The organism is Salinarimonas chemoclinalis (assembly GCF_041514305.1).
Taxonomy (GTDB): domain Bacteria; phylum Pseudomonadota; class Alphaproteobacteria; order Rhizobiales; family Beijerinckiaceae; genus Salinarimonas; species Salinarimonas chemoclinalis.
Window position 1 is genome coordinate 659,910 of the sequence record NZ_JBGMWH010000002.1, and the last position, 12,267, is coordinate 672,176.

The window sequence follows — 12,267 nt, forward strand, 5'->3', positions numbered from 1 at the left end:
GGCACGGCCTCAGGACGGGAAGGCGATGCGGCGCCGGTCGCGGCGCGCGGCGAGCCAGGAGATCACCGCACGGCGCACCCGCGCCAGGAAGCGGTCGAGCCCCGTCGGGTTGACGATGACGTCCGCGCGGTAGAAGGACGGGCAGAGCACGGCGGCCTCCGCCACCTCGCCGCAATTGCCGCAGCCGACGCAGGTGTGGTCGATCGAGGCGACGGGGTCGTCCCGCAGCGGGTCGTCGAGGTGCTTCATCGACAGCGACGGGCAGCCCGACAGCCGGATGCAGGCATGGTCACCGGTGCAGACGTCCTCGTCGACGCCGAAGCGCTCGCGCACGAGCCGCTTGCCTTCCTTCGCCGCCTTGGCGAGGAGCGGCTTCACCCGACGCTGCTTGTTGAGCATGCATTCGGAGGAAGCGACGATGACCTTGGGGCCCTTCTCCTTCGTGGTCAGCGCCTCGGCGAGCGTGTCGCGCATCTCGGCGACGTCGTAGGTGTGGTCGATCCGGCGCACCCACTCGACGCCGACACCCTTCACCGCGTCGACGATGCTGTTGTTCGTCGCCCGCCGCTTGCTCTCCGCGCGAGAGGACATGATGTCCTGCCCGCCGGTGGCGGCGGAGTAGTAGTTGTCGACGATCATGATCACGCCGTCGTGCTTGTTGTAGACGGCGTTGCCGATCGACGAGTTCAGGCCGTTGTGCCAGAACCCGCCGTCGCCCATGATCGAGATCGAGCGCTTGCCCGCCTCCACGTTGAAGGCGGAGGCCGAGGCCGGGCCGAGCCCGTAGCCCATCGTGGTGGCGCCGATGTCGAAGGGCGGCAGGATCGAGAACAGGTGGCAGCCGATGTCGGCGGCGACGTGATGCTGGCCGTGCTCCTTCTCGACGAGCTTCATCGCCGCGAAGATCGGCCGCTCCGGGCAGCCGGTGCAGAAACCCGGCGGGCGCGGCGGCACGACCTCGGCCAGCGCCTTCACCGTCGGGTCTGAGAGCACCGGCTCCGGGTCCGGGATCGGCGGCTCGTTGCCCAGCAGCGGCCGCTCGTGGTCGGCGAAGAAGGCCTTGAGCCCCTTCAAGAGCACCTGCGTGGTGTATTCGCCCGCGAGCGGCAGCACGTCCTTGCCCGACAGCTTCGTCTGGATGTCGCGCTTGCGCAGGATGTGGGCGAGCGCCTGCTCGAGATATTCGGGCTGGCCCTCCTCGACCATCAGCACGGCCTTCTTGCCGGCGCAGAAGGCGGACAGCTCGTCGTCGATCAGCGGATAGGTGACGTTGAGCACGTGCACCGGGATCGCCGAGTTGCCGTAGACGTCGGCGAGCCCCAGGATCTGGAGCGCGCGCATCGTGTTGTTGAACATGCCGCCCTGGACGATGATGCCCGTCTCGCCCTCTTCCGGGCCGAAGTGCTCGTTGAGCTTCCGGTCCTTGACGAACTGGACCGCCGCGGGCCAGCGCTTCTCGACCTTCTCCTTCTCGTGCAGATAGGAGGCGGGCGGGAGCACGATGCGGCTCACGTCGCGCTTCGGGCTCTCCAGCGCCTGGCGCAGGGTGAAGCTCGGCTTCCTGTTGGCCTTCGTCTTGAAGTGCCCATGGACGTGGCAGGTGCGGATGCGCACCTCGAGCATGACCGGCGTGTTCGAGACTTCCGAGAGCTCGAAGCCTTCTTCCACCATCTTCACGATGGTCTCGAGGTTGGGGCGCGGGTCGAGCAGCCAGATCTGCGACTTCATCGCGAACGCATGAGAGCGCTCCTGCATGATCGAGGATCCCTCGCCGTAATCCTCGCCCACGATGATCATCGCCCCGCCGGTCACCCCGCCCGATGCGAGATTGGCGAGCGCGTCGGAGGCGACGTTGGTGCCGACCGTCGACTTGAAGGTCACGGCTCCCCGGATCGGGTACATGACCGAGGCCGCCAGCGTCGCGGCCGCGGTCGCCTCCGAGGCCGAGCTCTCGAAATGCACGCCGAGCTCGTCGAGCACGTCCGCGGCGTCGGCGAGCACGTCCATCAGGTGAGAGATCGGCGCGCCCTGGTAGCCGCCGACATACGAGACGCCCGCCTGCAAGAGCGCCTTGGTGATGGCGAGGATGCCCTCCCCCCGGAAGACCTCGCCGTCCCCGAGCTTCAGGTCCTCCACCTCGCGCGCGAACGAGCGTTCCGCCATCGCCTGCCCCTTCCGCTTCGGTGCGCCCGTCATGGAGCGGACGCGGTCCGCATAGTCGTATTGCGGCCCCGCGCGCTTGTCACGGGCACCCGTTTCCCACGTTGCGCTTCTTCTCTTGGACTCCCGCGCGCGGCTGCGCTTTAATCGCGCGGCACGAACGAACGTTGCGTAAGGATGAGGGTGCGAGATGAAGGCGATCGTCGTCGGAGGCGGCATCGGCGGGCTGACCACGGCCCTGATGCTGAAGGAGCGCGGCCTCGAGGCCGAGGTCTACGAGCAGTCCTCCGAGATCCGCGAGCTCGGGGTCGGCATCAACACCCTCCCTCACGCCATCAAGGAGCTCGCGAAGCTCGGCCTCCTCCCCGCTCTCGACCGCGTCGCGCTGCGCACCGCCGAGCTGATCTACACCAACCGCTTCGGCCAGGAGATCTGGCGCGAGCCCCGCGGCGTCGAGGCGGGCTTCGACGTACCGCAGTTCTCGATCCACCGCGGGCGCCTGCAGAGCGTCGTCCACGAGGCGGTGAAGGCGCGCCTGGGCGCGGACGCGATCCACACCGGCTGCCGGCTCGGCGCCTGGGCGCAGGACGAGGGGGGCGTCGTCGCCTGGTTCTTCGACCGCGAGGGCCGCCACGTGCGGACCGCGCGCGGCGACGTGTTGATCGGCGCGGACGGGATCCATTCCTTCGTGCGCGCGAGCCTGTTCCCGCACGAGGGTCCGCCGACCTGGAACGGCATCATGCTCTGGCGCGGCGCCACGGAATGGCCGGCCTTCCTAACCGGCCGCTCGATGATCGTCGCCGGCGGCATGACGGAGAAGCTCGTCGTCTACCCGATCGCGGAGGGCTACCGTCCGGGCATGGTCCTGATGAACTGGGCCGTCGCGGTGCGGCAGGGAGACGGCACCACGCCCCCGCCGCGGCGCGAGGACTGGTCGCGCCCCGGCCGGCGCGAGGAATTGATGCCGCACGTCGAGCGCTTCCGCATCCGGCACCTCAACGTCCCGGCGCTGATCGAGGCGACGCCCGAGTTCTTCGAGTACCCGATGTGCGACCGCGATCCCCTGCCCCGCTGGACGCACGGGCGCGTGACGCTGCTCGGCGACGCCGCACATCCGATGTACCCCGTGGGCTCCAACGGCGCGAGCCAGGCGATCCTCGACGCGCGCTGCCTCGCCGATCGCCTCGCCGGCTGCGACCACCCGATGGCGGGCTTGCGCGCCTACGAGGCGGAGCGCCTGCCCAAGACCGCCGAGATCGTGCGCGCCAATCGCCGCGGCGGGCCGGAAGGGGTCATCGACGCGGTCGAGGCGCTGGCGCCGGACGGCTTCGAGGACATCGACGCGGTCCTCGGCCACGCCGAGCGCGAGGCGATCGTCAAGGGCTACGCGCACAAGGCCGGCTTCGCCGCCGATGCCGCCGCCGCCGCGAAGGCCGCGTGAGTCGCACCCGGCGGATTTGACAAGTCGGGAACGTCGGCTAATCTACCGGATTGTCGGCAGCGCTGCCGACGGGCGGCAACGGGGCCGCGCGACATCGAAGCCGAGAGGGCCTTCTCATGCCTCCCGCGGGAGCCATGCGAAGGCCCTTTTTCGTTTTCGACGGCCGCGCCGGCCAGCGGCGGCGCGGCGGTCGGGAGCACCGAACGTGGCGAAGACCGCGGAACCCGTTGCCTTCCGCAACGGAACTCACGCACACTCGCCGACCCGTCGCCGAGATCCCGCCGCGCGGGACGGCGTCGTCGGCGGCGGCCGCGAGGGATGGGAGCCCTTCGCGGCGCGCGCACGGGAGGAGAAGCCGGGAAGGGTGCACGGACCGAGTTCGATCTTCGGCGACCGCCGCGACGGCAGAACGGCCGCGCCGAACCAGATGGAGGGACAAGAATGCGCAGCTCCAGTCAGACGACTGAGCCGTGGCGGGTCGGCGTCCTGTTCTCCCAGAGCGGCTTCATGGCCGTGATCGAGGAAACGCAGCTTCGCGGCACGCTCACGGCGATCGAGGAGGTCAATGCGGCGGGAGGGATCAACGGGCGGCCGATCGAGCCGGTGATCTACGATCCGGGGTCCGAATCACGGGCCTTCGGGCGCTTCGCCAAGAAGCTGATGGTGGACGACGGCGTGAGCACCATCTTCGGATGCTACACCTCGAGCAGCCGGCGCGCCGTCCTGCCGGTGGTGGAGCGCCTCAACGGGCTCCTGTGGTATCCGACGCTCTACGAGGGTTTCGAGTTCTCGCCCAACGTGATCTACACCGGGGCGGCACCCAACCAGAACAGCGTCGAGCTCTGCCGGCTGCTGATGGAGATGTACGGCCGGCGGTTCTTCTTCATCGGCTCCGACTACGTCTACCCGCGCGAGTCGAACCGGATCATGGGCGAACTCGTGCGCGCCAGCGGTGGCGAGGTCGTGGGCGAGCGCTACCTCAGACTCAACGCCGAACGCCGCGAATTCTCGCCGCTGCTGCGCGAGGTCAAGGAGGCGCAGCCCGACGTGATCTTCTCCACCGTCGTGGGCGAGAGCACGGTTTTCCTCTACCAGACCTACCACGACTTCGGCTTCGACCCGAAGGTGATGCCCATCGCGAGCCTCACCACGACCGAGGCCGAGATCCAGGCCATGGGCCACGACGTCGGCGAGGGCCACGTCACCGCCGCGCCCTACTTCCAGGGCGTCGGCGGGGCGCGCAACTCCTCCTTCGTGCACCTCTACAAGAAGCGCTACGGCGAGGACCAGTCGACCAACATGTGCCTGGAGGCGGCCTACTTCCAGGTGCACCTCTTCGCCAAGACGCTGGAGCTGACGAACTCGCTCGACACGGAGGTCCTGCGCACCTCCGCGCTCGGCGTCGAGCTCGACGCGCCACAGGGCAAGGTGGCCGTCAACCCGGTGTGCGGCCACACGGACCTGTGGACGCGCATCGGGCGCGCCAACCGGCAGGGCCAATTCGACATCGTCTACTCGTCGCCGAGCCGGGTGCGCGCCGATCCCTACCTGATCGGCTACGCCCGCAGCCTCGCCTTCGCCTGAGGACCGGTCTCGATGCACGATCGCAACCCGCCGTCCTCGGCCCGCCGCGCGGCGATCGCGGCGGACGCCCCGCGCGCGCCCTCCCCCGCCGCGCGGGCCCAGGCGCCCGCGCGGATCGGGCCGGCCTTTCCCTTCGCCGACGTGAGCATCGCGGTCGTCTGCGAACGCGATTCTCACGGCGACGACCTCGTGCGCGAGCTCCAGCGCCTGCGCGCCAAGCCGCACCACGTCTGGCCGCCGCCGCCGCAGCTGCCGCTCGGGTTCGACGCGGTGCTCTGCGTTCTCCTCGACGACCTGCCGCGGCGCGTGCCCTGGCTGCCCGGGGAGCCCGAATCGGCGCTCGTCGTCCTCCTGCCGCGGCATGCGCCCTTCCGGCCGGACCTGATGCGCGACTGCGCGGCGCACGGCGCCCTCGTCCTGCCCGCCGACCCGCTGAGCGTGCAGTGCACCCTGGCGCTCGCCCGCGACCACTTCCGCTACGAGAAGCGCCTGCGCGGGCGCATCGACAAGCTCGACGAGAACCTGCGCAACATGCGCAGCGTCGAGCGGGCGAAGACCATCATCATGCATCGCAACGCGGTCACCGAGGACGAGGCCTACCAGCTCATGCGCCGTCAGGCGATGTCTCGGCGCGTCTCCATCGGCGCGGTGGCCAACGCCATCGTTGACTCGCAGGAACTGCTCGGCTAGCGTCTTTTCCGGGATCGCGCGAGAGCGGTCCCCCGCCGGCAACGGAGCCGGCTCACATCGCAGGCGTCGCAGCCCAGCCGTAATCCGAGAGATCGGGTTCGCTGGGCTTTTTCGTGTCCGCGCGCATCGCAGCGCAGGACCCGCGCCCGCGCCGCGGCAGATCCGCCGCCCACAATACGAGCTTGGCAATGGAGCCCCGTCGCCGTCCACGCACCGCGTGGCCGCACGGGGCTTTTTTTCGTGTCCGACCGGAGGGTGACATGACGTTGAAGAGGCGCACGTTTCTGCAAGGGGCCGCCGCCGCGTCGGTGGCCGCGGCCACCGGCTTCCCGCACATCTGGAGCAAGAATTCCGGCCTCGCGCGCGCCCAGGGCGGCGAGATCAAGGTCGGCGTCCTGTTCTCGCTGACGGGGACGACCGGCATCATCGAGGAATCGCTCAACAAGGCGACCCTCCTCGCCATCGAGGAGATCAACGAGGCCGGCGGCATCAACGGCATGCGCATCGTGCCGATCGTCGAGGACCCCGCCTCCGATCCCGCGACCTTCGCCGAGAAGGCGCGCAAGCTCGTGGTGGGCGACCGCTGCGTCTCGGTGTTCGGCTCCTACACCTCGGCGAGCCGCAAGGCGGTGCTGCCGGTCTTCGAGCGGCGCGACAACCTGTATTGGTACCCGACCCTCTACGAGGGTCGCGAGTGCTCCAAGAACGTCATCTACACGGGCGCCGTGCCGAACCAGCAGCAGGACGAGTTCATCCCCTGGCTGTTCGAGACCTTCGGCCCGCGGTTCTACCTCATCGGCTCGAACTACATCTACCCGAGGGAGGAGAACAACTACTGCAAGAAGCTGCTCGCCGAGCTCGGCGGCGAGGTCGTGGACGAGGAGTACGTCCCGCTCGGTCATTCCGAGTTCTCCTCGGTGATCAACAAGATCCGCTCGACGCGGCCCAACGTGATCTTCTCCACCGTCGTGGGCGATTCCGTCGTGGCCTTCCACCGGCAGTACCGCGCGGCCGGCCTCGATCCCGAGACCATGCCGATGGCGAGCCTCACCACCTCCGAGAACGAGGTCGCGGCCATGGGCGGCGAGGCGGCGGCGGGGCACTTCACCTCGGCCCCCTACTTCATGGTCCACGACAGCCCGGAGAACCAGCGCTTCGTCGAGGCCTACCAGCGCCGCTGGGGCGGGGACAAGGTCACGCACTTCGTCTCGGAGCCCTCCTACTTCCAGGTCTACCTGTTCAAGCAGGCGGTGGAGAAGCTCGCGGCGAGCGACATCGACCCGCCGACCATCCGCGCGGCGGTGCGCGGCGAGGAGCTGATGGCGCCGCAGGGCCGCATCCGCGTCGACCCGGACAACCTGCACACCTGGCTGTGGCCCAAGATCGCGGTCGCCCGCTCGGACGGCCAGTTCGAGGTGCTGCGCTCCTCGTCCGACTGGCTGCGGCCCGATCCCTACGCCGCCTATCCCGGGCAGGTCTGCACCGTGGACGGCCTCGTCGAGGGCTGACCGGAGCGTCCCTCGAGGGTGCGGCGCACGGCGCCGCCCCCTCCCCTTCCGTGAACCCGGCGAGGAGGTCGCCTTGGAATTCTTCCTTCAGCAAGTGATGACGGGGCTCGGCATCGGCTCGATCCTGCTGCTCGTCGCGCTCGGCCTGGCGCTGATCTACGGCTCGATGGGCGTCATCAACATGGCGCACGGCGAGTTCCTGATGCTCGGCGCCTACTGCACCTGGGCCTTGAACACGTTCTTCGGCCTCGGGCTCCTGTCGAGCCTCGTCTTCGTCTTCCTCCTCGTCGGGGCGTTCGGCTGGGCCGTCGAGCGCGGGGTGATCCGCTTCCTCTACCGGCGCCCGCTCGACACGATCCTCGCGACCTGGGGCATCGGCATCATCCTCCAGCAGGTGGTGCGCCTCTCCGCGGGCGGCGAGCTGCGCTACGTCGAGATGCCGGAGGTGCTCACCGCGACGGTCTCGATCCTGGGCGTGACGGTCCCCGGCTACCGGGTGTTCGTCTTCGTCGTCGTCGCGGCCCTGTTCGCGCTGACCTGGGCCTTGATGTACAAGACCGACTTCGGCCGGCGCCTGCGCGCCGTGGTGCAGGACCGCGACACCGCCACCTGCTTCGGCGTCGACGCCGACCGCGTCTACTCCCTCACCTTCGCCTACGGAGCGGGCCTCGCGGGCCTCGCCGGCGCCCTCGTCGCGCCGCTCAAGAGCGTTTCGCCGGAGATGGGCACGGCCTACGTGGTCGACGCCTTCTTCGTCGTCGTGCTGGGCGGCGTGCAGAGCCTGCTGGGCACGGTGGTGAGCGCGGCGCTGCTCGGGCAGCTGACCGGCTCGCTCGCCTGGGTGACGAACGACACCGTGGCCAAGGCGCTCGTCCTCGTCGCCATCGTCGTGATCATCCGCTTCCGCCCGCAGGGCCTGTTCGTCGCCAAGGTCCGGAGCTGAGCCATGACGAAGCGCGCAACCTCACACCACCTGCGCGAGGGCCGGCTGCAGATCGCCGCCTACGCCGCGATCTGCCTCGTCGTCTTCCTCGTCCCCGCCCTCGTGGACGACGACTTCCTCCTCAACCGCTACGCCCGCTACCTCGTGCTCGGCATGCTGGCGATGTCCCTCGCCCTCGCCTGGGGCTACGCCGGCATCCTCAACCTCGGCCACGCGCTGAGCTTCGGCATCGGCTCCTACTGCATGGCGATGACGCTCAAGCTGCGCACGGTGCCCACGCACACGGGCTCGGACGGGCTGCCGGACTTCATGGTCTGGACCAACGTCGAGACCCTGCCCTGGCTGTGGGTGCCCTTCCACTCCACCGCCTTCGCCATCGCGGCGGGGCTCCTCGCCCCGGCCCTCGTCGCCGCGGTGCTCGGCTGGTTCATGTTCCGCGGGCGCGTGACCGGCGTGTTCGTGGCGATCATCACGCTGGCGAGCCTCGTCGTGGCGAACCTGCTCGTCGTCGACCAGCAGGCCTGGACCGGTGGCTTCAACGGCATCACCGACCTCGCGCAGTTGAGCCTCTTCGGCATCACCTTCGACGCATACTCGAAATCCACCTACTACCTCGTCGCGACCTGCCTGACGCTCTCGCTCTTCGCCTGCCTCGCGGTGACGCGCTCGAAGGCGGGGCTCATCCTGCAGGCGATCCGCGACGACGAGCGGCGGGTGCGCTTCTTCGGCTACGACGTCGCCTCCTACAAGGTCATGGCGATGGCGGTCTCCGCCGCCGTCGCGGGTCTCGCGGGCATGCTCTACACGGTGGTGATGGAGTTCGCCTCGCCGACCTTCCTCGGCGTGTCGCTCTCGCTCTCCATCGTCATCTGGTGCGCCGTGGGCGGCCGCCAGAGCCTCGTCGGCGCGATGCTCGGCGCCATCGCCATCGCGGCGATGCAGGGCGCGCTCTCGGAGAGCGAGGCCTTCCTCGAGTCCTGGACGCTGGTGATGGGCGTCGTCTTCGTCGCCGTCGTCCTCTTCCTCCCCAAGGGGCTCGCCGGCCTCGTCGAGATGGGACGCGCGCGCCTCGCCGCCGCCCGCGCCCGGCCGGCGCAACCCATCGCGCCCGTCGCGGCGCCCGGAGCGGGAGAGCGCCCATGACCCCGCATCTCGCGCTCACCGACGTGTGCGTCAGCTTCAACGGCTTCAAGGCGCTCAACGGGCTTCGGCTGTCGGTCGCCAAGGGCGAGCTGCGCTGCCTCATCGGCCCCAACGGCGCGGGCAAGACCACCGCGCTCGACCTGATCTGCGGCAAGACCAAGGCCGATTCCGGTTCGATCACGCTGGACGGGCGCGAGCTCTCCCGGCTCGAGGAGCACCAGATCGCCCGCGCCGGCGTGGGCCGCAAGTTCCAGGTGCCGAGCGTCTTCCGCCAGCTCACCGTGCGCGACAACCTCGAGGTCGCGATGTGCCGGGAGACGGGCGTGCTGGCGACGCTCCTGCGGCGGGCGCGCACGCCCGCCGGGGACGGGCTCGAGGCGCTCGCGGAGTTCGTCGGCCTCGCCGACGCGCTGGACGAGCCCTCGGCCAACCTCTCCCACGGGCAGACCCAATGGCTCGAGATCGCGCTCCTGCTCGCGCAGGACAGCGAGCTGATCCTGCTCGACGAGCCGACCGCGGGCATGACCCACCACGAGACGGCGAAGACCGCCGACATCTGCCAGCGCCTCAAGGGCAAGCACACGATCGTCGTCGTCGAGCACGACATGGGCTTCGTGCGCGAGATCGGGGACGTGATCTCCGTGATGCACCAGGGCGCGCTGCTCGCGGAAGGCTCCGTGGCGGAGATCTCCGCCGACGCGCGGGTCCGCGAGGTCTACCTCGGACACATGGGGATCGCCGGTGCTTGAGATCCAGAACCTCGACGGCTTCTACGGAAACGCCCAGTCCCTGCACGGGGTCTCGCTCTCGGTGGCGGGCGGCGGCTTCCTCTCGGTGCTCGGCCGCAACGGCGTGGGCAAGACCACGCTGATGCGTGCGATCCTCGGCCTCCTCGACAGGACGGCCGGCGCCATCCGGCTCGACGGGCGCGAGCTCGCCGGGCTGAAGACCCACGAGCGCGCCCGCGCCGGCATCGGCTACGTACCGCAAGGCCGCGGAATCCTGCCGCGCTTCACCGTGGAGGAGAACCTCGCGCTCGGCGGCTTCGCCCGCACCAGCGGGCGCGGCGCCGAACTGCAGGCGCTCGTCTACGACATGTTCCCGGTGCTCAAGGACTTCCGCGGGCGCGCCGGGGGCAACCTCTCGGGCGGCCAGCAGCAGCAGCTCGCCATCGGGCGCGCGCTCCTCACCGACCCGCGCATCATCCTGCTCGACGAGCCGGCGGAGGGCATCCAGCCCAACATCGTCGCGCAGATCGAGGAGGCCATCGTCTCCCTCAATACCAAGCTCGGCATCACGATCGTGCTCGTGGAGCAGGACATCGCCTTCGCGCGGCGCGCCTCCTCCTCCTTCGCCATCCTGGAGAAGGGGCACGTCGTCGCCGCCGGGGCCGTCGCCGACCTGACGGACGACCTGGTGCACCGGCACATGGCGGTCTGACCGCCACGGCCGCGGGCCGCGCCGGACAACGCACGTTCCCAAACGGAGGAAAGACCCATGCTTCACGGCGATATTTCCAGCAGCAACGACACCGTCGGCGTGGCGGTCGTCAACTACAAGATGCCGCGCCTGCACACCCGCGAGGAGGTGCTCGAGAACGCCCGCAAGATCGCCGAGATGATCCAGGGCATGAAGGTCGGCCTGCCGGGGATGGATCTCGTGATCTTCCCCGAGTACTCGACCCACGGCATCATGTACGACCAGAAGGAGATGTACGAGACCGCCTCCGCCTGCCCGGGCGAGGAGACGGCGATCTTCGCCGAGGCCTGCCGCAAGGCCAAGGTCTGGGGCGTGTTCTCGCTCACCGGCGAGCAGCACGAGGAGCACCCGAACAAGGCGCCCTACAACACGCTCATCCTGATGAACGACCAGGGCGAGATCGTGCAGAAATACCGCAAGATCATGCCCTGGGTGCCGATCGAGGGCTGGTATCCCGGCAACTGCACCTACGTCTCGGAGGGGCCGAAGGGGCTCAAGGTCAGCCTGATCATCTGCGACGACGGCAACTACCCGGAGATCTGGCGCGACTGCGCCATGAAGGGCGCGGAGCTGATCGTGCGCTGCCAGGGCTACATGTATCCCGCCAAGGAGCAGCAGGTGATCATGTCGAAGGCCATGGCCTTCGCCAACAACGTCTACGTGGCGGTGGCCAACGCCGCCGGCTTCGACGGGGTGTACTCCTACTTCGGCCACTCGGCGCTCATCGGCTTCGACGGCCGCACGCTCGGCGAGTGCGGCGAGGAGGACTACGGCATCCAGTACGCCGCCCTCTCGAAGTCGCTGATCCGCGACGCGCGGCGCAACATGCAGTCGCAGAACCACCTCTACAAGCTCGTCCACCGCGGCTACACGGGCATGATCAACTCCGGCGAGAGCGACAAGGGCGTGGCCGCCTGCCCCTACGACTTCTACCAGAAGTGGATCTCCGACCCCGAGGGGACCCGCGAGATGGTCGAGGCCATCACCCGCTCCACCGCCGGCACCGACGAATGCCCGATCGAGGGCATCCCCAACGAGCGCTCCGCCCACCGCTGAGCATCCGCCGATGCTCTGAACCCCGAGCACGAGCGCTCGCGCGGGCCGGCCCGGCCGCACCCGGGACGGCCCGCACCTCTCATCCGACCGCGTGGACACATCTCGCCGGAGCAGGCCGCGGCAGCAGGTCGTCAACGATCACGGACATGCATCGCACCGACATCCTCCCCGCCCCGTCGTGGCCTGTCGATGCACATGTCTGCGGTACGTCACGTCGAACGACGGACCCACGAGGCCGGATGCAGGTCTTCTCCTTCCCTGTA

At 69.3% G+C, this 12,267-nt stretch carries 10 protein-coding genes; 9 read left to right on the plus strand and 1 reads right to left on the minus strand.

Annotation, left to right across the window (positions count from 1 at the left end; genetic code table 11):
• Window positions 1-9: 9 nt before the first annotated feature.
• Complete coding sequence (locus AB9M23_RS06855) at window positions 10-2,163, minus strand: thiamine pyrophosphate-dependent enzyme (RefSeq protein ID WP_372423628.1); 2,154 nt, start codon at window positions 2,161-2,163, stop codon at window positions 10-12.
• Window positions 2,164-2,350: 187 nt separating this feature from the next.
• On the opposite strand from AB9M23_RS06855, the gene AB9M23_RS06860 reads away from it, so the two are divergent.
• From AB9M23_RS06860 to AB9M23_RS06900, 9 genes are all read left to right on the plus strand, one after another.
• On the plus strand, window positions 2,351-3,601 hold the full coding sequence (locus AB9M23_RS06860; protein WP_372423630.1) for a flavin-dependent oxidoreductase: 1,251 nt from the start codon (window positions 2,351-2,353) through the stop codon (window positions 3,599-3,601).
• A 441-nt stretch (window positions 3,602-4,042) separates the two neighbouring features.
• On the plus strand, window positions 4,043-5,185 hold the full coding sequence (locus tag AB9M23_RS06865; protein WP_372423632.1) for a transporter substrate-binding domain-containing protein: 1,143 nt from the start codon (window positions 4,043-4,045) through the stop codon (window positions 5,183-5,185).
• Between the two features lie 12 nt (window positions 5,186-5,197).
• Window positions 5,198-5,875, plus strand: coding sequence for an ANTAR domain-containing response regulator (locus AB9M23_RS06870; protein WP_372423634.1), 678 nt, complete (start codon window positions 5,198-5,200; stop codon window positions 5,873-5,875).
• A 260-nt stretch (window positions 5,876-6,135) separates the two neighbouring features.
• On the plus strand, window positions 6,136-7,383 hold the full coding sequence (locus AB9M23_RS06875) for a transporter substrate-binding domain-containing protein (RefSeq protein ID WP_372423636.1): 1,248 nt from the start codon (window positions 6,136-6,138) through the stop codon (window positions 7,381-7,383).
• Between the two features lie 73 nt (window positions 7,384-7,456).
• A complete protein-coding gene (gene urtB, locus AB9M23_RS06880) occupies window positions 7,457-8,326 on the plus strand; it encodes an urea ABC transporter permease subunit UrtB (protein ID WP_372423638.1) in 870 nt (289 codons plus the stop codon).
• A 3-nt stretch (window positions 8,327-8,329) separates the two neighbouring features.
• Entirely contained in the window at window positions 8,330-9,469 is a 1,140-nt protein-coding gene (gene urtC / locus AB9M23_RS06885) for an urea ABC transporter permease subunit UrtC (protein ID WP_372423640.1), read from the plus strand.
• Window positions 9,466-10,218 (plus strand): urea ABC transporter ATP-binding protein UrtD, encoded by a 753-nt coding sequence (gene urtD, locus AB9M23_RS06890; protein WP_372423642.1) that lies wholly within the window; start codon window positions 9,466-9,468, stop codon window positions 10,216-10,218. The genes urtC and urtD overlap by 4 nt, the downstream gene beginning before the upstream one ends.
• Window positions 10,211-10,909 (plus strand): urea ABC transporter ATP-binding subunit UrtE, encoded by a 699-nt coding sequence (urtE, locus tag AB9M23_RS06895; RefSeq protein WP_372423644.1) that lies wholly within the window; start codon window positions 10,211-10,213, stop codon window positions 10,907-10,909. The genes urtD and urtE overlap by 8 nt, the downstream gene beginning before the upstream one ends.
• Window positions 10,910-10,966: 57 nt before the next feature.
• Window positions 10,967-12,004 (plus strand): aliphatic amidase, encoded by a 1,038-nt coding sequence (locus AB9M23_RS06900; RefSeq protein ID WP_372423646.1) that lies wholly within the window; start codon window positions 10,967-10,969, stop codon window positions 12,002-12,004.
• The last annotated feature ends 263 nt before the right edge of the window (window positions 12,005-12,267 follow it).